The 19,751-nt window shown below is 65.5% G+C and carries 14 protein-coding genes; 5 read left to right on the top strand and 9 right to left on the bottom strand.

The window, feature by feature from the left end; all coding sequences use genetic code 11:
- Positions 1-38: 38 nt before the first annotated feature.
- The 7 genes from ACX80N_RS04030 to ACX80N_RS04060 all read right to left on the bottom strand — a co-directional run bounded on the left by ACX80N_RS04030 (position 39) and on the right by ACX80N_RS04060 (position 8,922).
- Positions 39-1,436, bottom strand: coding sequence for an L-serine ammonia-lyase (locus ACX80N_RS04030; RefSeq protein ID WP_459338374.1), 1,398 nt, complete (start codon positions 1,434-1,436; stop codon positions 39-41).
- A 117-nt stretch (positions 1,437-1,553) separates the two neighbouring features.
- On the bottom strand, positions 1,554-2,189 hold the full coding sequence (locus ACX80N_RS04035) for a sarcosine oxidase subunit gamma (protein ID WP_459338375.1): 636 nt from the start codon (positions 2,187-2,189) through the stop codon (positions 1,554-1,556).
- Positions 2,182-5,124 (bottom strand): sarcosine oxidase subunit alpha family protein, encoded by a 2,943-nt coding sequence (locus tag ACX80N_RS04040; protein WP_459338376.1) that lies wholly within the window; start codon positions 5,122-5,124, stop codon positions 2,182-2,184. Before ACX80N_RS04040 ends, ACX80N_RS04035 begins: the two co-directional genes overlap by 8 nt.
- Positions 5,121-5,528 (bottom strand): sarcosine oxidase subunit delta, encoded by a 408-nt coding sequence (locus tag ACX80N_RS04045; RefSeq protein WP_459338377.1) that lies wholly within the window; start codon positions 5,526-5,528, stop codon positions 5,121-5,123. Before ACX80N_RS04045 ends, ACX80N_RS04040 begins: the two co-directional genes overlap by 4 nt.
- Positions 5,529-5,542: 14 nt before the next feature.
- Complete coding sequence (locus ACX80N_RS04050; protein ID WP_105031955.1) at positions 5,543-6,763, bottom strand: sarcosine oxidase subunit beta family protein; 1,221 nt, start codon at positions 6,761-6,763, stop codon at positions 5,543-5,545.
- Positions 6,760-8,058 (bottom strand): serine hydroxymethyltransferase, encoded by a 1,299-nt coding sequence (gene glyA / locus ACX80N_RS04055; protein WP_459338378.1) that lies wholly within the window; start codon positions 8,056-8,058, stop codon positions 6,760-6,762. Before glyA ends, ACX80N_RS04050 begins: the two co-directional genes overlap by 4 nt.
- 186 nt (positions 8,059-8,244) lie before the next feature.
- Entirely contained in the window at positions 8,245-8,922 is a 678-nt protein-coding gene (locus ACX80N_RS04060) for a GntR family transcriptional regulator (RefSeq protein ID WP_459338379.1), read from the bottom strand.
- Between the two features lie 120 nt (positions 8,923-9,042).
- On the opposite strand from ACX80N_RS04060, the gene purU reads away from it, so the two are divergent.
- Entirely contained in the window at positions 9,043-9,957 is a 915-nt protein-coding gene (gene purU, locus ACX80N_RS04065; protein WP_459338380.1) for a formyltetrahydrofolate deformylase, read from the top strand.
- 51 nt (positions 9,958-10,008) lie between these two features.
- Positions 10,009-12,501: a GcvT family protein gene (locus ACX80N_RS04070; protein WP_459338381.1), complete on the top strand. Its 2,493-nt coding sequence runs from the start codon at positions 10,009-10,011 to the stop codon at positions 12,499-12,501.
- 37 nt (positions 12,502-12,538) lie between these two features.
- Here the strand turns inward: ACX80N_RS04070 and ACX80N_RS04075 are convergent, their stop codons facing one another.
- Complete coding sequence (locus tag ACX80N_RS04075) at positions 12,539-13,234, bottom strand: GntR family transcriptional regulator (RefSeq protein WP_459338474.1); 696 nt, start codon at positions 13,232-13,234, stop codon at positions 12,539-12,541.
- A 477-nt stretch (positions 13,235-13,711) separates the two neighbouring features.
- Here ACX80N_RS04075 and ACX80N_RS04080 point away from each other — a divergent pair, with 477 nt between their 5' ends.
- Positions 13,712-15,730, top strand: coding sequence for a BCCT family transporter (locus ACX80N_RS04080; RefSeq protein ID WP_459338382.1), 2,019 nt, complete (start codon positions 13,712-13,714; stop codon positions 15,728-15,730).
- A 70-nt stretch (positions 15,731-15,800) separates the two neighbouring features.
- Here ACX80N_RS04080 and ACX80N_RS04085 read toward each other — a convergent pair whose 3' ends face one another.
- Positions 15,801-16,733 (bottom strand): LysR family transcriptional regulator, encoded by a 933-nt coding sequence (locus tag ACX80N_RS04085; protein ID WP_459338383.1) that lies wholly within the window; start codon positions 16,731-16,733, stop codon positions 15,801-15,803.
- A gap of 158 nt (positions 16,734-16,891) precedes the next feature.
- On the opposite strand from ACX80N_RS04085, the gene ACX80N_RS04090 reads away from it, so the two are divergent.
- On the top strand, positions 16,892-18,196 hold the full coding sequence (locus ACX80N_RS04090) for an aromatic ring-hydroxylating oxygenase subunit alpha (protein WP_459338384.1): 1,305 nt from the start codon (positions 16,892-16,894) through the stop codon (positions 18,194-18,196).
- Entirely contained in the window at positions 18,193-19,608 is a 1,416-nt protein-coding gene (locus ACX80N_RS04095; RefSeq protein WP_105031962.1) for a ferredoxin reductase, read from the top strand. The genes ACX80N_RS04090 and ACX80N_RS04095 overlap by 4 nt, the downstream gene beginning before the upstream one ends.
- The last annotated feature ends 143 nt before the right edge of the window (positions 19,609-19,751 follow it).

A 19,751-nucleotide genomic window follows, 5' to 3' on the forward strand; every position in this document is an offset into this window, starting at 1 on the left:
CGCGTCGATCGTCTCACCCCGATGACTCGCAACTGTCCTCAGCACGCCACCACGTTGACGGCCAGCCCGCCCATGGCCGTCTCCTTGTACTTGGAGCTCATGTCCTTGCCCGTCTCCCGCATGGTGATGATGACCTCGTCGAGGGACACCCGGTGTACGCCGTCTCCCCACAGCGCCATTTTCGCCGCATTGATCGCTTTCGCCGCGGCGATGGCGTTTCGTTCGATGCACGGCACCTGGACCAGACCACCGATGGGATCGCAGGTCAGGCCGAGATTGTGCTCCATCGCGATCTCGGCCGCGTTCTCGACCTGCGACGGGCTGCCACCCATCACTTCGGCCAAACCGGCGGCAGCCATGGACGAGGCGGAGCCCACCTCGCCCTGGCAGCCCATCTCCGCGCCTGAGATCGAGGCTTGTTCCTTGAACAGGACTCCCACGGCACCCGCGGTCAGAAGGAACTTGACCACCACGTCGTCACGATCCTGCTGGCCGGCGTCCTGCATGCCGGGCGCGAAGTGCAGGGCGTAGTACAGCACGGCGGGGATGATGCCCGCCGCTCCGTTCGTCGGCGCGGTGACCACTCTGCCCCCTGATGCATTCTCCTCGTTGACGGCAAGAGCGATCAGGTTCACCCATTCCTGCCAGTACCGGGGATCGCGGTCCTTGTCCTCCTTCAGCAGGCGGTCATGCCAGTCGGGAGCGCGCCGGCGGACCTTGAGCCCCCCGGGTAGCAGTCCGTCACGGGTGAGACTGACCTCCGCGCAGCTTTCCATCACCGAGTAGATGTGGAGCAGGCCCTGCCGGATCTCCTCTTCCGTGCGGCTGTCCTTCTCGTTGGTCAGCATCACATCGCTGATACCGAAGGAGGTTCGACGGCAGTGCTCCAGCAACTCCGCCGCAGTGCGGAACGGTAGCGGAAGTTCCTTTCTCGATGTTTCGAGTTCCTGCCGGGCAGCGTCCTCCTCACCGTCCCGCACGATGAAGCCGCCACCGACGGAGAAGAAGGTGGCCGTACGGAGGACTCGCTCGGCCGGCCCGTAGACGGTGAATGTCATGCCGTTCGTATGACGCGGCAGGATCGTCAGGGGGCGTAGGACCATGTCCTTCACTCCGTAGCGCAGGGACACGCTTCGACCGAGCTGCAGGATGCCGGTGTCGGCGATGGTTGCCAGCCGCTCCTCCACCTCCTCGGGCTGGATGAGCTCCGGGTGGAAACCCTCAAGACCGAGGAGGATTGCCGTCATCGTTCCGTGCCCGTGCCCTGTCGCAGCGAGCGAGCCATAGAGGTCGACTCGCAATGACTCCACCTCGTCGAGGACCCCCGAGGCCTTCAGTTCTTCGCTGAACACCGCTGCGGCCCGCATCGGTCCGACAGTGTGCGAGCTGGAAGGTCCTATCCCTATGGAGAAGAGGTCGAAAACTCCTACGGCCATGGTGTCGTTCCTTCGTGTCGTGAGGCCCGGCAGAAGATCCTGTCGGAAGGGCGTCGGTGATCCGCCGACGCGTGATGCGGAAGAACCGAGCAGGCGGAAGCCGAACGCCGGCGGCCGTCAGGGGACCTCGGGCGAGGCATACTCGCGCATCGCGTCGAGGAGCCACCGGCCCAGGAAGTCCGCGAAGGAGGCACGGGGGAAGAGCCGGAAGCTCTCCTCCCCGGTCTTCTCGAGGACCAGCGGAATGTTGCCCACCTCGGTACTCAGGGCCGTTCCCGGGGGGAAGCTGCGGGGGTGCAGGTCCAAGGAACAGCCCTTCTCCAGGACGGCACGCGCCCGGGTGCCGGAGAGCTCGAAGGTGGTGCGGTTCGCGGACAGGTCCACCACCTGGCCCGGGGCTCCGCCCAGGGCGGCGCCGAGGGAACCGATGAGATCGCCGCCGAGCGAGTCGTGGGCCTCCTCAGGTGCGACCACCAGGAACTCGGACGGCCCCAGCCAGAGGGTCCTGACGCCGTCGGCGCCACCCACTTCGCCGCAGCGGGCAGGCAAGCCGCCGGCCAGGGCGGCAACCCGCGCGCCTTCCTCGGAGCGGGGGTCCACCCGGAGACCCACCATGGTCTGGAATGGACCCTCCTTGAGGGTCACCGTCCCCTCAACGGACCCGGCTTCCATCGCGGCGGTCAAATGGGAGGCAGGGCTGCGCCGGATCTCCCGGAGTCCATTGATGCCGTTGAGTGCTGCGGTGTCAGCCATCCTTGCGGGTCCCTTCGGGGTCGAAAAGCACGGTTTCGGCGACGACGACGTCGACCAGCTGATCGCCTGCGGCGGCCACCAGGGTCTCCCCGATGCGGTTGCGGCCGTTCTTGATCAGCGCCAGGGCGAAGGTCCGGCCCAGGGCGGCACTGTGGTAGCTGGAGGTGACGAAGCCCTGCATCGGGACGGGACCAGTGGCAGGGTCCACGCCGATGCCCTGCTCCACCAGCTGGGTGCCTTCGGGGAGCCGGAAGGAACGATCCACGGGCAGCACGCTGACCAGGTGCTTGCGGTCCCCGCGCTGGGTATCGGCCCGCGCGTAGGAACGCTTGCCGATGAATTCCTTGGCCTTGGACACCACCCAGTCCATGCCGGCGTCCTGCGGGGTGACGGTGCCGTCGGTATCCTGGCCGACGATCGGATAGCCCTTCTCGGCGCGGAGCACGTGCATGGTCTCGGTGCCGTAGGGGGTGATGTCGAACTCGGCACCTGCGGCTGCCACGGCTTCCCAAGTGTTCAACCCGTACCAGGAAGGAACGTTGATCTCATAGGCCAGTTCGCCGGAGAAGGAGATCCGGCAGACGCGGGCCTGCACGCCGGATGCGAGGGTGGTCTCGCGGAAGGTCATGAACGGGAAGGCTTCTGCCTCCAGCCCGCCATCCGCTGCCAGTTCCGGTGCCAGCTTGGCGATGACGGCACGGGATCTGGGCCCGACGACGGCGATGGTGCTCCATTGTTCGGTCACGGAGGTGCAGTGCACGTCGAGGTCGGGCCACTCGGTCTGAAGCCATTCCTCGAGCCAGTCCAGCACCTTGGCGGCGCCGCCGGTGGTGGTGGTCATGAAGTACCGTTCCTCATCGAGGCGGAGGGTGACGCCGTCGTCGAAGATCATGCCGTCCGCCATGCACATCACGCCGTAACGGGCAGAACCCGGGGCGAGCTTCTTGAAGGCGTTGGTGTAGATCCGGTTGAGGAACTCACCGGCGTCCTTGCCGCGGATCTCGATCTTCCCCAGGGTGGTGGCGTCCATGAAGCCGACGGAACCGCGGACTGCCGCGCACTCGCGCAGTACTGCCGCGTCCATGTCCTCCCCCGGCTGCGGGTAGTACCAGGGCCGCTTCCACTGTCCCACGTCCTCGAACAGGGCTCCCTCGGCTTCGTGCCAGGGGTGGATGGACGTCTTGCGGGCGGGGTCGAACAGTTCGCCGCGCTGGCGTCCGGCGAGTGCTGCGAAGGCTACCGGGGTGAACGGAGCACGGTACGTCGTGGTGCCGATGTCACCGATGCCACGGGAGGCTTCGCCGGCTGTGCGAAGTGCGGCGGCGATGACCCCGATCGCGTTGACGCCGGAGGTCTTGCCCTGGTCGTTGGCGGTGCTGATGGAGGTGTAGCGCTTGATGTGTTCCACCGAGCGCATGCCGGCCCCGGTGGAGCGCAGGACATCGGCTACGGACTGGTCGCGCTGGAGATCCACGAAGTGGTGGTGCCAATCATCCGGCGTGCCGGCCTGGCCCGGGACCAGCCACAGCTGACGGGTTGGTGCGGAGGGCTTCGGCTCGCCGATGACGGACGGCTCCGTGGCGGACTCGAAGCCGGCGGCCCTGGCGGCGGATACGCCTGCCGAGATGCCTTCGGCCAGTACGTCCGTGAGGTCGAAGCTGCCGCGGCCGGAACCGATGGTCTGCTGGTTCGGAACCACGGTACTCGGCACGAAGGCGGCCAACTCGTCGTCCCAGCGCAGCTTGCCCTGCCGCTGGGAGTGGAGGTGCACCAGCGGACTCCAGCCGCCGGAGACCGCCAACAGATCGCAGCCGATCTCCTCGACGCCGGAGGTGAGTTCGCCGTCGTCGTCGATGCTGCGGACGGTGACGGTGTCCAGGCGTCCGGTGCCGTCCGCAGAGGTGTCGGCCACCGCGCTGCCGATCAGCACCCGGGAGCCAGCGCCGACGGCGGCAGCAGCCACATCGGTGAGTTGTTGCCGGGCGTCCACGATGGCCGCGACCTCGACGCCGGCGGCGCGCAGATCCGCGGCCAGGGCGTAGGCGCTGTCGTTGGTGGTGCTGATGACCACACGGTGTCCCGCGGCCACGGCGTAGCGGTTGAGATAGCTGCGGACGGCGGAGGCCAGCATGATCCCGGGGCGATCGTTGTTCTCGAAGACCAGGGGGCGTTCGTGGGCGCCGGGGGCCAACACCACCTGCTGGGCACGCACATGCCAGATACGCTGGCGGGAGACGCCGGGTGCTGCGGGGCTGGACAGGTGGTCGGTGCGATTCTGGACCGCGATGACGTAGTTGGCGTCGTATGCGCCGAACGCGGTAGTCCGGTTGAGGACGGTGGATTCGGAGCCTGACACGAGTTCGGCCTCGACATCCGCCACCCATCCCAGGGCCGGCTTGCCCTCGATGGTCTCGGCCAGCCCGGGTGCGGTGGACCCGGACAGCAGGGATCCGCCGAGCTCGGGCTGGTCGTCGAGGAGCATGACGCGGGCACCGGTACGGACGGCTTCGCGGGCGGCGGCCAGGCCGGCGGGACCGCCGCCGACGACCAGGACATCGGTGTGGACATACTTCTTGTCGTACTCGGCGCGGTCATCCTCCGGGTCCAGCTTGCCCAGTCCGTTGAGCAGCTCTGCCTTCAGGCCGTCCACCAGGGTGACCGTGGTGGCCGGGAGCATGGACTCGGCGACGTGGCCGGGGAAGCGTGGCTGCACCTTGACCAGGGCATTCGACTCCTCGACTCCGGCGGACATGATGCCCCGGGGGCGGTCCTCGTACAGTGAGTTGCCGGCGGCGATGCGGCCATTGGCGAGCAGGGCCGAGGCGAGGGTGTCGCCGGGGTGGCCGGTGAATTCCTCGCCGTCCACGCTGAAACGCCAGGAGATGGTGCGGTCGATACGTCCGCCGGCTTCGAGGCGGAAGTTCTGGGAAGTCACTCGGTCGCTCCTTCCGGGGCGGTGGTGCTGGCGGAGCCGGTGCCTGTACCGGAGATGTCCGGAGCCGCGGTCCCGGTGGTGGTGCTGTCCGGAGCGGTGCTGGCGGTGCCGGACTCAGGTGCCGGAGCGGCCCTGTCGGGACGGCCCCCGCCCATGGGGTAGACCGCTTGGATCTCGTAGGTGACCGTGTCGCGGAGCATGTTGAACCACTGGCGGCAGCCGGTGCTGTGGAGCCAGCGTTCGGCGAAGGCACCCTTGGTGTTGTCCCGGTAGAACAGGAACTCCGCCCATTGGCGGTCGTCCAGCGCCGCCGGGTTCTCGGGGTAGGGCACGTGGGCCTGGCCCCCGTAGTGGAATTCGGTCTCGTCGCGGGAGCCGCAGTTGGGGCATGAGATGAGGAGCAAGTGCGGACTCTCCTTCAGTGGGCCACGGCGGCTGCGCCGTGTTCGTCAATGAGGGCACCGGTCTCGAACCGCTCCAGCGCGAACGGCCTGTTCAATGCGTGGGGGGATCCTGTGGCGATGGTGTGGGCGAAGGTGAGCCCTGCCGCGGGGGTCCCCTTGAACCCGCCGGTACCCCATCCGCAGTTGACGAACATGTTGTCCACGGGGGTGGTACCGACGATGGGTGAGGCGTCCAGTGTGGTGTCGACGATCCCGCCCCAGGTCCGCAGCACGTGTGCCCGCGCAAAGATGGGGAACAGCTCGACGGCGGCGGCCATCTGGTGTTCGATCACGTGGAAGGAGCCCCGCTGACCGTACCCGTTGTAGGCGTCGACGCCGGCGCCCATGACCAGTTCACCCTTGTGGGCCTGGGAGACGTAGACGTGGACGTGGTTGGACATGACGACCGTGGGGTGGACCGGTTCGTGGAGTTCGGAGACCAGCGCCTGGAGGGGATGGGACTGGATGGGGAGGCGGAAACCGGCCATCTCGGCCAGAACCGAGCTGTGGCCGGCAGCGCACAGCCCCACCTTCTCGGTATGGATGGTCCCCTGGCTGGTCTTGACCCCCACCACGCGGTTTCCGTCCTTCAGGAAACCGGTGACTTCGCAGTTCTGGATGATGTCCACGCCGAGCTCGTCGCATTTGCGGGCGAAGGCCCAGGCCACGTGGTCGTGCTTCGCGATGCCGGCCCGCGGCTGGTAGGTGGCGCCCATGACTGGGTAGCGGATGGTGTCGCTGATGTTCAGGATGGGGCACAGTTCCTTGACCTGCTGAGGGTCGAGCCACTCGGCGTCCACGCCGTTGAGTTTGTTCGCTCCGACCCGGCGCATGCTCTCGCGGACATCCCCCAGGGTGTGAGCCAGGTTCATCACGCCGCGCTGACTGAACAGGAAGTCGTAATCAAGCTCTTCGGGCAGGATCTCCCAGAGCTTGAGGGCGTGCTCATAGATGGCCGCGCTCTCGTCCCACAGGTAATTGGAGCGGATGATGGTGGTGTTCCTGGCCATGTTCCCACCCGCCAGCCAGCCCTTCTCCAGGACCGCGATGTTGGTCATGCCGTGGTTCTTGGCCAGGAAGTAGGCGGTGGCAAGTCCGTGCCCACCGCCGCCGACGATCACGGCGTCGTAGCTCTTCTTGGGGGTCGGGTTGTGCCACAGGAATTCCGGGTGCTCGGGAAGCAGGTCGGCCATCATGCCACCTCGGTCGTGTCGGAGGAGAGGTTCGGGTACAGGGGGAACTTCCCCGCCAGGATCTCGACCCGCTGCCGGAGTTCCGCCACGGTCTCGTCGCTGAACTCGCGTCTGAGTGCTGCGGCGATGATGTCCGCCACCTCGGTGAATTCCGTCCTCCCGAAGCCACGCGTGGCCAGCGCCGGCGTGCCGATACGAAGACCGGAAGAGACCATCGGGGGACGCGGATCGAAGGGCACGGCGTTGCGGTTGACCGTGATCCCGATCCGGTGCAGGCGGTCCTCGCCCTGCTGGCCGTCCAGCTCCGAATGGCGCAGGTCCACCAGGACCAGGTGCACGTCAGTGCCACCGCTGACGACCGTCACACCGCACTCTGCGACGTCGGCGGCCAGCATGCGTTCTGCAATGATGCGGGCGCCCTCGAGGGTGCGTTCCTGGCGGTCGCGGAACTCCGGCTCGGCAGCGAGCTTGAACGCAACAGCCTTCGCGGCGATGACATGCTCCAGCGGGCCACCCTGCTGTCCGGGGAACACCGCGGAGTTGACCTTCTTGGCGATATCCGCGTCATTGGTCAGGATGACACCACCGCGCGGGCCACCGAGGGTCTTATGGGTGGTGCTCGTGACGATGTGGGCGTGAGGCACGGGGTTGGGATGGAGTCCTGCGGCCACCAGACCTGCGAAATGCGCCATGTCCACCATCAGGTAGGCGCCCACCAGGTCCGCGATCCGCCGGAACTCTGCGAAGTCCAACTGCCGCGAGTAGGCGGACCAGCCGGCGACGATCAGCTTCGGTCGTGTTTCCACCGCCAGGCGCTCGACCTCGGCCATGTCGATCGTGAAGTCATCTTCACGCACCCCGTACGGGACGATCGTGTAGAGCTTGCCGGAGAAGTTGATGCGCATGCCATGGGTGAGATGGCCGCCGTGCGCGAGATTCAGTCCGAGGAGGGTGTCGCCGGGCTGGATGAGGGCGAACATCGCCGCTGCATTGGCCTGGGCGCCCGAGTGGGGCTGCACGTTGGCGAACCGGGAGCCGAACAACGACGTCAGACGGTCGATGGCGAGCTGCTCGACCACGTCCACGTGTTCGCAACCGCCGTAGTAACGCCTGCCCGGGTAGCCCTCGGCGTACTTGTTGGTGAGCACGGAACCCTGGGCCTCCATGACCGCGGTCGGCGCGAAGTTCTCGGAGGCGATCATCTCCAGGGTGCCCTGCTGGCGCAGCAATTCCTGCTGTACAGCGGCATGGACCAGAGGATCCGTCTGCGCAAGCGAGCGGGTCAACATGTCGACCATCGTTTCTCCTCGGTCAGCTGCCTAATATCCTACTGATATATTAGTTGAGTGATTCTAGTATCCTGTTGCTTGCGCAAGCTGTCAACAGGTCTTCGCGGATTCGCCGGCGGAGTCTGAGTGGCGGCGCAGCGGAGACAAGCCCAGAACGGAACCTCACCGACTTCGTCCCTGACACGCAGAAGGGCTTCAGGCGGCGAAGAGGGTTTCGCGCACTGCGTGCTCGAAACCACTGACGTGGTTACGCGCGAGCTCCCCGGCCTTGGCCTCGTCTCCGTCGATCACGGCACGGAGCAGGTCCACATGCTCATGCACGTGGTGTGCCAGGTCCGGAAGGCGATCCAGGACCATGCACCAGATCCGTGTCGCGAGATTGTCGTACCGGATCAGGACGTCTTCGAGGTGGGGATTGGCTGCGGCCGCGTAGATGCCCTGGTGCACACGGGCATCCAGGCGCAGGGTCTCGATGACGGAGGCGGCACTCGCATCGAACGACTCGACATCACGCATGACGGCCCGCAGCCGCTCCCTCACCGGCTCCGTCGCCACCCGCGCAGCCCGGGAAGCCGCAAGAGGCTCGAGCTGGGTGCGGATCTCGGATATGAAGGCAAGATCGGTGACCTCCACCCACGTCGCGAAAGTTCCCCTCCGAGGATAGGAAACCACCAGGCGATCCAGCTCCAACCGCTTCAGGGCTTCACGCACCGGAGTCCGACCTACGCCGAGGTCCTTGGCGAGTTCATCGTCATTGATCAGGTCACCAGGCTTGATGTCGAGCATCAGCAGCCGGTCCCGGATGCGCTCGTACGCCACTTCGGCCAGTGACCTTTTCGCCGCATCAGCGATTGCCAGAACCTCGTAAGCCATGGTGTGGACCCCTCCATACTCGAGCCAACAGGCCGTTGACCTTCACTCCTGACCAGTATACGCTCATGGCCAGTTCTAATATATCAGTCTTATATTGCATAATATATCCAAGGAGGGGACATGACCCTAATGGCAACGGACTCATCGACCAGCACGCTGCCTCGGTCGGAGGCCCACGTGGAGGACCGGACGCAGAAGTTCGTGCTCACATTGTCGTGCGTCGAACGCGCGGGCATCGTTCAGGCGGTGACCACCTTCCTCTTCGAACGTGGCTTCAACATCGACGAGCACCAGCAGTTCGATGACGGCCTCCGCCAGACACTCCACCTGCGCTCCGCCTTCTCCGGTCCGGCGGCCTACAACCCGGAGCGACTCCACGAGGAATTCCGTCCCATCGCGGACCGCTTCGACATGAAGTTCAGCTTCCATGGCCAGACGAAGCAACGCATCCTCGTGATGGTGTCCAAGTTCGGCCACTGCCTGAACGACCTGCTCTTCCGCTGGCGGGGCGGGAGCCTCGGGGGCGACATCGCCCTCATAGTCTCCAACCACGAGACCCACCGGGCCATGGCCGAGGCCGCCGGCCTTCCTTTCATCTACCTTCCGGTGACCCCTGAGACGAAGTCGGATGCGGAACGGCGCCTGCTGGAACTAGTGGACGAGCATGACATCGACCTCGTCGTGCTCGCTCGGTACATGCAGGTACTGTCCGACGACCTCTGCCGCGCTCTCGAAGGCCGGGCGATCAACATCCATCATTCATTCCTCCCGGGATTCAAGGGTGCACGCCCTTACCACCAGGCCTACGATCGTGGCGTCAAGCTGGTAGGCGCCACGGCCCACTACGTGACTGCGGAGCTGGACGAGGGCCCGATCATCGAGCAGGAAGTCATCAGGGTCGACCACAGCTATGGACCGACCGCCCTTTCGACGGTCGGTCAGGACGCCGAAGCACTGGCACTGTCCCGCGCCGTGCGCTGGCACTGCGAGCACCGCGTGCTGCTGGACCGGACCAGCACCGTCGTTTTCCGGTAAGAGCCACCCCATCAGCAGAGCCACCCCACGAACATCAGCAGGAGAAGCCCCATGGCATCCACGCCAAGCATTGTCATCATCGGAGCTGGAATCGTCGGCACGAACCTGGCCGATGAACTGGTCACCCGGGGGTGGAGCAACATCACCGTCCTGGATCAGGGACCGCTGAACATGCCCGGAGGCTCCACGTCCCACGCCCCGGGTCTCGTCTTCCAGACGAACCCCTCGAAGACGATGACTGCCTTCGCCAAGTACACGGTCGAGAAGTTCCTCTCCCTGACCGAGGACGGCGTCAGTTGCTTCGATCAGGTCGGTGGCCTCGAAGTCGCCACCACCGAGTCCCGCCTGGCGGACCTCAAGCGGAAGCTCGGGTACGCCGCATCGTGGGGGATCAGTGGAAGGATCCTCTCCCGCGCCGAGTGCAAGGAGCTCTATCCGCTCCTGAACGAGGAGGACGTCCTGGGCGGGCTCCATGTACCCACTGACGGCTTGGCCCGTGCCGCGCGGGCCGTTCAGTTGCTGATCAAGCGCACGGAGGCCGCAGGCGTCAGGTACCTGGGCAGCACCACGGTCACGGGCATCGAGCAGTCCGGCCGTCGTGTGACCGGCGTCGAAACCTCCGAAGGTGTCATCCCCGCCGAAATCGTGGTGTCCTGCGCAGGTTTCTGGGGCGCCGAGATCGGCGAGATGATCGGCATGGTCGTCCCCCTTCTCCCCCTGGCCCACCAGTACGTCACGACCACTCCGGTACCGGCACGGAAGGGCTGCAATGAACTGCCCAACGGGGCTTCGCTGCCGATCCTGCGTCACCAGGACCGGGACCTCTATTACCGCGAACACGGCGACCGTTATGGCATCGGCTCGTACGCGCACCGCCCCATCCCTGTGGACCTTGCGGACCTCGGCTCCTACGACGCCGACACCATCAGTGACCACAACATGCCTTCCCGCCTCGACTTCACCCTGGAGGACTTCCTCCCGGCATGGGAGGACACCAAGCAGCTGCTCCCGGCGCTGCGGGAAAGCGACATCGAAGATGGCTTCAACGGCATCTTCTCCTTCACCCCCGACGGCGGAGCACTGGTGGGCGAATCGAAGGAGCTCGACGGCTTCTTCGTGGCCGAAGCCGTCTGGGTGACCCATTCGGCCGGCATCGCCCGGGCTGTCGCCGAACTCCTGACCACCGGCAAGTCCCAGGTCGACCTCGGTGAATGCGACATCCACCGTTTCGAAGCGGTCCAGCTGACCCCTGAGTACGTCAGCGAGACATCCCAGCAGAACTTCGTGGAGATCTACGACGTGCTGCACCCGCTGCAGCCGAAGCTGTCCCCCCGCAACCTCCGGGTCAGCCCGTTCCACGCCCGCCACAAGGCACTGGGGGGATTCTTCCTGGAGTCCGGCGGATGGGAGCGCCCCTACTGGTTCGAAGCCAATGCGGAACTGTTGAAGGAGATGCCGGCCGAGTGGCAGCCCCCGGCCCGTGATGCCTGGTCCGCGATGTTCAGCTCGCCCATCGCAGCAGCCGAAGCCTGGAAGACCCGTACCGCGGTGGCCATGTACGACATGACCCCGCTCAAGCGCCTCGAGGTCTCCGGCCCGGGAGCACTGAAGCTGCTGCAGGGACTCACAACAGCGGATATGGCGAAGAAACCCGGGGCCGTCACCTACACACTCCTGCTGGACCACGCCGGTGGTATCCGGAGCGACATCACCGTGGCCCGGCTGAGTGAGGACACCTTCCAGCTCGGAGCCAACGGGAACATCGACACCGCCTACTTCGAACGGGCCGCGCGTCACCAGACCGAAAGCGGCACCGCCGGCGACTGGGTACAGGTGCGCGACACGACAGGCGGCACCTGCTGCATCGGCCTGTGGGGCCCCCTCGCCCGGGACCTCATCGGCACCGTCAGCAGCGACGACTTCTCCAACGACGGCCTTCGGTACTTCCGGGCCAAGCAGGTTGTCATCGGCGGCGTCACCGTGACCGCGATGCGCCTGTCCTACGTCGGCGAGCTGGGCTGGGAACTGTACACGAGTGCAGACAACGGGCAGCGCCTCTGGGATGCCCTGTGGAAGGCCGGGCAGCCCCACGGCGTGATCGCCGCGGGCCGGGCCGCCTTCGGCTCGCTGCGCCTGGAGAAGGGGTATCGCTCATGGGGCACCGACATGACCACCGAGCACGACCCCCTCGAAGCGGGCCTCGGCTTCGCCGTGAAGATGAGCAAGGAGGATTTCGTCGGAAAGGCCGCCCTGGAGGGCCGCACCGAGGAGAACTCCGCCCGACACCTGCGCTGCCTGACGGTCGATGATGGCCGGAGCGTGGTACTGGGCAAGGAACCGGTCTTCTACAAGGACCAGGCAGTCGGCTACGTGACCAGTGCCGCCTATGGCTACACCGTCGCCAAGCCGATCGCCTACGCGTATCTTCCTGCCGTTGTGAGCATCGGGGATTCGGTCGAGATCGAGTACTTCGGACGGCGCATCCAGGCCACCGTGACCACGGATCCGCTCTATGACCCCACGATGTCCAGGCTCCGCGGCTGACCCGCCCCCTCGACCGTCCGATGGCATGCGGCCCGGGCTAGAGCACAGCCCTGATGAGGTTCTCGAAGTCGCTCACGTGCTGCGTGGTCAACCGCGCAGCAGCTTCGGAGTCCCCAGCCGCGATGCACTCGAGCAGCTCGATGTGCTGGGCGATGTGCTCGGACACGGGCGGGAGCTTTTCGAGCACCAGACTCCAGATCCGCGTCGCCAGATTGTCGTATCGGACCAGGATGTCCTCAAGGTGCCTGCTCCCGGAAGCCCGGTAGATCATCCGGTGGACCCGCATGTCCAGGCGCATGAGATCCTGCTGTGACTGCAGCCGCGGCAGCATCTGCCCGACTTCGTGCGCGAAGTCCCGGAGCTCGTTCCGGAGTTGCGGCGACGCATGCCGTGCGGCCCGTGCAGCCGCCGCCGGCTCCAGAAGCTGTCGGATCTCGGAGATCTCAGCCAGGTCCTTGATGTCCACGCCGGAGGCGAACGTTCCGCGGCGGGGGTAGGCCACCACCAGATGGTCACTCTCGAGCCGCTTCATGGCCTCGCGAATCGGTGTCCGGCCGACGCCGAGTCTCCGGGAGATCGCTTCGTCATTGAGGGGCTCGCCCGGCTTGATATCCAGGACGATCAATTCGTCGCACAGCATCCTGTAGGCGAAGTCGGCAAAGGATTCGTCGTCCTGCCTCGACGGCGCCAACGGGTCCCCCGCCTCCACCGGCAATCGGCCACCGCGTGCCATATCCATGTCTCCTCCCGAGGGGCATCCAAGCCCCGACTCTCCGGCTGCCTGTTCATACTATTGCCGCAACCGATACCAGGAAGTGGTCCCGCGCGTGACGCAGACGGCGGGGCGCCCACCCGGATGTATCCGGTTCCTGGCCGGGACCGGAGGGCCTGGTACCGGGCGCCAGGCACCTATGGACATCCATTCCACCATGCAATACTGTCTCCTGATATATCATCACCGATGGTCGGAACATATCAGTAGCGCCGCGGGTGACCGGGAAGTGCGCACGACGCTCAGCCCCCGGACGGTGGAAGGGATGAGCTCATGACGCTCGATCCCTGAATGGACAAGGGGCGCACTCACGAAGTTCATCTCGTCGACGGAAACGTCATGATCGTCGAATCGGAAGAGGCTCCAACCTTCCCGGTCTGACTCCCGAGGGCCATGCGCAACCGCAGGCCCATGCCTCACCGAGCAAAGGACCCGCTCATGGCTTTTGAAAGTGACCTGAAACCCCAGACTCCCGAGGAACTGCCTGCTGAGAACGGGGCGGCACAGGGCTCGCCCGCAGGGCCGCTTGGTAGCAGGGACAAGAATGCAGCAGGCACTGGTGTCACCGGTGACGTGAACAGGAATCCCGCCGCCCACGATCCGGGAGAAGGCGTCCCACCCTTTCCGGATGTCGAGTATGAGCAGATCCTCGAGGAGTTGCGCCATGCCAAGACGGAGCAGGCAGTTGCGGATCGCCGGAACCACAAGCTCACCCTCGACAAGACCATCTTCGGGATCACCGGCGCCATCGCCATCGCCTTCGTCATCTGGGGGTTCGTAGGACGCGACAGCCTGTCCGGCACGTCCACGGGTGCACTCAACTGGGTCATGGAGTACACCGGGTGGCTGTTCATGCTCATGGCATCGCTCTTCGTGATCTTCGTCCTGTGGCTGGCCCTGGGCAAATTCGGCAATATACCGCTGGGCAAGGACGGCGAGAAGCCCGAATTCCGTACTGTCTCCTGGGTCGCGATGATGTTCGCCGCCGGCATGGGAATCGGCCTGATGTTCTATGGCGTGGCCGAACCGCTCTACCACTACATCTCCCCACCGCCCGGAACCGTCGATGGAAGGACGTCAGAAGCAATCCAGACGGCAATGGCTACCTCGATCTTCCACTGGACACTGCATCCGTGGGCCATGTACGCCGTCGTGGGTATCGCCATGGCGTACGGGACCTACCGCCTGGGTCGCAGGCAACTGATCTCTGTGGCCTTCACGTCGCTTTTCGGCGTCAGGACGGTCGAAGGGCCGATCGGGAAGTTCATCAACATCCTTGCCATCTTCGCGACCCTGTTCGGTACCGCTGCGTCCTTGGGCCTGGGCGCCCTGCAGATCGGTAGCGGCATGACCTCCAACGGCTGGTTCGGTGAGATCGGGACCCCCGTGCTCGTGGCGATCGTCGCCGTCCTCACCCTGTGCTTCGTCGCCTCGGCGGTCTCCGGCATCAGCCGCGGCATCCAGTGGCTCTCCAACATCAATATGGTCCTGGCCGTCGTCCTCGCACTGATCGTCTTCATCGCCGGCCCCACCCTGTTCATCCTCAACCTGGTCCCCGCCGCGGTCGGCGACTACGCCCGCGACCTGGCCGAGATGTCGTCCCGGACTGAAGCAGTCGGCGATGAGTCACTGCGCAGCTGGATGACCAGCTGGACCATCTTCTACTGGGCCTGGTGGGTGTCCTGGACGCCTTTCGTGGGCCTCTTCATCGCCCGTATCAGCCGCGGTCGCACCATCCGTCAGTTCGTCACCGGCGTGTTGCTGGTGCCCAGCGTCGTCAGCGTGCTCTGGTTCGCCGTCTTCGGAGGCGCCGCCTTCCACATCCAGCAGGAAGCCGACGAGGCCAACACACCCGGCCTGGTCACCATGGTCGACGGGACACCGTCCGTGAACTTCGACGGAGCGCTCTTCGACCTGGTCAAGAACCTGAGCATGCCTGATGCGGCCACCACCGCCGTCATCGTGCTGGCGATGGTCCTGGTGGCCATCTTCTTCATCACTGGCGCCGACGCCGCCTCTATCGTGATGGGGTCGCTGAGCTCCAATGGTGCCGAGCACCCGCGCCGCGGAGTGGTCGTCTTCTGGGGCTGCCTCACCGGCGCCGTGGCGGCGGTCATGCTGCTGGCCGGCGGCGACCAGCCATCGGAAGCCCTGGCCGGGCTCCAACGGATCACCATCGTGGCGGCACTACCGTTCGTCATCGTCATGATGGTGCTCTGCTTCGCCCTCACCAAGGACCTCCGTCGTGATCCCCTCTCCCTGCGGCGTCGCCTGGCCACATCCGTAGTGGAGCGGGCCATACGCACCGGGGTGGAACAACACGGCGGCGTGCAGTTCGACCTCGTGACGAAGCACGACTGCGCCGGACAGTGCGCTGACCCGGGTTGTCCGGGAGGCACCCCCACGGCAAGCATCCCAGCAGTGAAGTTCCCGCAGAGGGACCCGGACAGCAGATGACTGCGCCGGCGCCCGCTGGTCGCCCATCGGATCTGCTCGCCCCTCGGCAATTCATCGCGGTCATGGGATGTCAGAGATCGTCTTCGGGTCGGGCGCGAAGGATCCGGTTGGCGCTGACCTGCAGGATCTCGAGCGACTCCTGAATCAGGGGTGATCCGATGCTGCCCCTGCGCGCCGCGGCGACGATGCGGCGCGTGGGCTTCCCCCTGCCGGTAATGCGCAGGCGAACCACGTTCTCGGCACTGCGCAGGGGCGCCAGGCGCGGCAGCAGGCCCACGCCCAGCCCCGCACCGACGAAGGCGATCTGCGTTTCCCATTCGACGGCCTCGTGGGCAATCCGCGGTGTCACCCCGACCGCCGTGAACGCCGCAGTGAACAGGGAATGGTAGGTAGATCCGGCGGCATCGGTGATCCAGGGTTCGGATGCCAGCTCTTCGAGCGTCACTGTTTCCCGCGATGCGAACGGATGGTCGCAGGGAATGATCACGTCCAAGGGATCATCGAGCAGAACGGTCTGTTCGAAACGCGGATCGTCCTCGCCGAAGGTGTCGGACTGCATGGCGACGATGACCGCGAGGTCGATCCGCTCGGCGACCAGCAGGTCGAAGCAGCGGGCCGGGTTGGCCTCGAGTACCTGCACCTTCAGCAGGGGGCGTGTCGAACGCAAGGTGGCGGCCAGCGGCGCGAGCAACTGAGCGGCCGCCGTGGAGAATCCGCCGAGGCCGAAACTGGACTGCACCTGGTCACCGGCTTCCATGGCCGCGGCACGCAGTCTCTCCCATTCCGCAATCAGGGTGTCCGAGCCCGCCACGAGAAAGCGACCCGTGGCGGTCAGCCGCACACCCCGGCCGTCCTTCACGAGTAGCTGCATCCCGAGCACGCGCTGGAGCTCGCGTAACTGCGCGGAAACGGCGGAGGGGGAGTAGCCCGTGAGTTCCGCGGTCGCGCCCACCGTGCCGCAGCGGGCAAAGACCCGAAGCGTAACGAGTCGTGGATCGATCATGCACCTACTGTGCACGGTTCTGTCCCAGATGTTGTGCTTTTGTTACAGGCCGATTGTCCCTACCCTCGTGGCAACGACATTATCGCAACGCCCGCAGCACCCGGCGACGTGAAGTCCCGACGAATCGCACCCTTACCCAGTCCCCTTGGGAGGAACCCATGTCTGCTCCAGTGAACGTGCCGCTCAACCCACGCGGACGACTCGTCTCCTCATTGCCGGCCGAGCAGCTCGCGGAAATCACCGAGTTGTTCGATTTCCGGCGCGTGGGATACTCCCTCGATGCTCCGTTCTATACCGCTCCGGCGATCTTCACCCTCGATATGCAGGCCATCTTCGGTGAGCACTGGATCTTCGCTGCCAGTATCGCCGAACTCCCTGAGCCGGGCGATTACGTCACGGTCGACTACGGACCCTACTCGCTGATCGTGCTGCGCAACGACGACGGCGGCGTGAACGTCCTGCACAACGTGTGCCGCCACCGTGGTGCCCGCGTCCTGACCGAAGCCGCGGGGACCACGGGAAACCTGGTCTGCGGCTATCACTCCTGGACCTACTCCCCTGACGGCAACCTGATTCATGCCTCTGCGCCGGGAGAGGCGACGTTCGACAAAGGTTGCTTCGGCCTCAAGCGTGCCCACAGCCGCGTGGTCGCCGGACTCATCTTCGTCTGCATCGCGGACGAACCGCCGACGGATTTCGACGAGACCGGAAAGATCTTCGAACCGTACCTCGCGCCGCATGATCTGGCGAACACGAAGATCGCCTACCAGCAGAACATCGTCGAGGAGGGCAACTGGAAGCTCGTCATGGAGAACAACCGTGAGTGCTACCACTGCGACGGACACCCGGAACTCGCCTGTTCCCTCTTCCCCACCTGGGGCCTGACGGAGGGCCTGATCCCGCGGCATCTCGAGGAGGTATGGGACCGCAACAAGGAAGCGCAGTCCTCGCTCGAGGATCGTTGCCGCCGCTATGGCCTTCCCTTCGACGTCATCGAGGAGCTCGACACCCGCGTAGCGGGAATCCGCATCTCCCGGGAGTCACTGGACGGTGATGGTGAATCGTTCTCGCCCGATGGGCGCCGGCTCTCCAAGAAGCTGCTCGGCGACTTGCGGGATTTCCGCCTTGGTCGCTGCTCGATGCACCTGCAGCCCAACAGCTGGTTCCATTTCCTCGGGGACCATGTCATCACCTTCGCCGTCTTCCCCATCAATGAACACCAGACCCTTGTGCGCACCACCTGGCTCGTTGCCGATGATGCCGAGGAAGGCGTCGACTACGACCTGGAGAAACTCACCTACACCTGGAAGCAGACCAATCTGCAGGACAAGGCGTTCGTGGAGCTGTGCCAGAAGGGCGCCGGCACCCCCGCCTATGAGCCCGGCCCGTACATGAAGAGCGAGTACCAGGTCGAGGCGTTCATCAACTGGTACGTGCAACGCGTGCAGGAGTACATGGCATGATCGAACTCGGCACCGTCACGGCAACCCAGGAACCGCGGCGCATCCGCGGTCTTGAGATGCCGTGGAACAGGGTGATGAGCAGCACCGAGGGGCCGGCCGGTGCCGCCCGCGCGTTGGGGCCATGGCACCCGCAGGAGTTCATGGCCGAATGTGTCGAGATCGTCCCCGAGGTGGGCGGCATGATGACCTTCGTGTTCCGCCGCTCCGACGGCGCGCCCCTGGCGTTCCGTCCGGGCCAGTACGTGAATGTCGCCTTTCCGGTCAACGGCGAGGACCAGGACGCGGTGGACCGCAGCTATTCGCTGTCCAGTTCACCTACACAGCCATGGACGTTCGACATCACGGTCAAGCGCGACCCCATGGGACTGGTGTCCCCGTGGGTGCACGAGAACGTCAAACCCGGCACCGTCCTCGAGATGCTCGGACCGGTCGGGGCATTCCACCTGCCCGACGCCGACCGGCGGGCTCGGTACCTCCTGCTCGCCGCCGGCGCGGGCATCACCCCCATCATGTCGATGGTGCGGACCATCCACTCCCTGCCCGGACAGGCCGACGTCGTGGTGCTCTATCACGGAGCGGCGGCCGGAGGCTTCGCGTTCCACCAGGAGCTGGCCTACATCGCCTCCGTGGACTCTCGCATCAAGGTCTTCTACTCGCTGGGCGACCGCCGAGAGCCCGAAGGATGGGAGTGGCTCACCGGACGGCTGACGGCAGCCATGCTCGACGAGGTGGCCCCCGATGCCAACGGCCGCCAGGTTTATGCCTGCGGCCCCGAAGCCTACCTGAACACCGCCGCCGAACTCCTCCAGGAGGTCGGCGTCGATGACACCTCCATCCACATGGAATTCTTCTCGGGCGACCGCCAGACGCTCCTTGAGTACCAGGTGGAGCTTGCTCATGCCGTGGATATAGCGGGTGAGATCGCCGAGGAGATCGCTGATTCCGCCGAGGACTACTACGAAAGCCAGCCCACCGCGTTCGGTCTCTACGAACCCGGCTACGACGTCGCGGGAACCCTGGAGGCCACGGGACTGTCGCTGGAGACGGTCGCTCCGGACGTGTCCGCGTCCGGGGTCCTCAACGGCAGTCCGAGCGTGGGATCAGAGGCCCGGTCCCCCGACGCCTCGAGCTTCGACACCGTCGGAACGGGGAGCCTCACCCTGTCCTTCATGCGTACCGGCCTCAATGTGCGCATCGGCCCCGACGAACATATCCTCGGGGTGGCCCAACGCGCGGGCATCAGGATCGGCGCGAACTGCAAGGAAGGCATGTGCGGCTCCTGCAAGGTCGTCAAGTTCTCGGGGGAGGTTCAGATGAACCACCAGGGCGGGATCCGGGCACGGGAGATCGATGCAGGCAAATTCCTGCCCTGCTGTTCCACCGCGCGGACCGATCTGGTGATCGATGCCTAGCCGCTCCCAACTGCTCCCGGCCGGACAGCATGAGGGGCTGTCATGATAGGGCTGTCTCCTGCGGGTGAATGGTGTGCCGTCAGCCCTTCGACGGCACAGCGAACCACCTGACGAGATGTCCTCGCGCGACGTTTCTTCCCCTT

The organism is Arthrobacter sp. MDT2-16, from assembly GCF_054510925.1.

Excerpts from the sequence above, each read along its gene's own strand:
- ACX80N_RS04030 (WP_459338374.1), bottom strand. The coding sequence starts at position 1,436 with ATGGCCGTAGGAGTTTTCGACCTCTTCTCCATAGGGATAGGACCTTCC.
- ACX80N_RS04035 (WP_459338375.1), bottom strand. The coding sequence starts at position 2,189 with ATGGCTGACACCGCAGCACTCAACGGCATCAATGGACTCCGGGAGATC.
- ACX80N_RS04050 (WP_105031955.1), bottom strand. The coding sequence starts at position 6,763 with ATGATGGCCGACCTGCTTCCCGAGCACCCGGAATTCCTGTGGCACAAC.
- glyA (WP_459338378.1), bottom strand. The coding sequence starts at position 8,058 with ATGGTCGACATGTTGACCCGCTCGCTTGCGCAGACGGATCCTCTGGTC.
- ACX80N_RS04060 (WP_459338379.1), bottom strand. The coding sequence starts at position 8,922 with ATGGCTTACGAGGTTCTGGCAATCGCTGATGCGGCGAAAAGGTCACTG.
- purU (WP_459338380.1), top strand. The coding sequence starts at position 9,043 with ATGACCCTAATGGCAACGGACTCATCGACCAGCACGCTGCCTCGGTCG.
- ACX80N_RS04070 (WP_459338381.1), top strand. The coding sequence starts at position 10,009 with ATGGCATCCACGCCAAGCATTGTCATCATCGGAGCTGGAATCGTCGGC.
- ACX80N_RS04075 (WP_459338474.1), bottom strand. The coding sequence starts at position 13,234 with ATGGCACGCGGTGGCCGATTGCCGGTGGAGGCGGGGGACCCGTTGGCG.
- ACX80N_RS04080 (WP_459338382.1), top strand. The coding sequence starts at position 13,712 with ATGGCTTTTGAAAGTGACCTGAAACCCCAGACTCCCGAGGAACTGCCT.
- ACX80N_RS04085 (WP_459338383.1), bottom strand. The coding sequence starts at position 16,733 with ATGATCGATCCACGACTCGTTACGCTTCGGGTCTTTGCCCGCTGCGGC.
- ACX80N_RS04090 (WP_459338384.1), top strand. The coding sequence starts at position 16,892 with ATGTCTGCTCCAGTGAACGTGCCGCTCAACCCACGCGGACGACTCGTC.
- ACX80N_RS04095 (WP_105031962.1), top strand. The coding sequence starts at position 18,193 with ATGATCGAACTCGGCACCGTCACGGCAACCCAGGAACCGCGGCGCATC.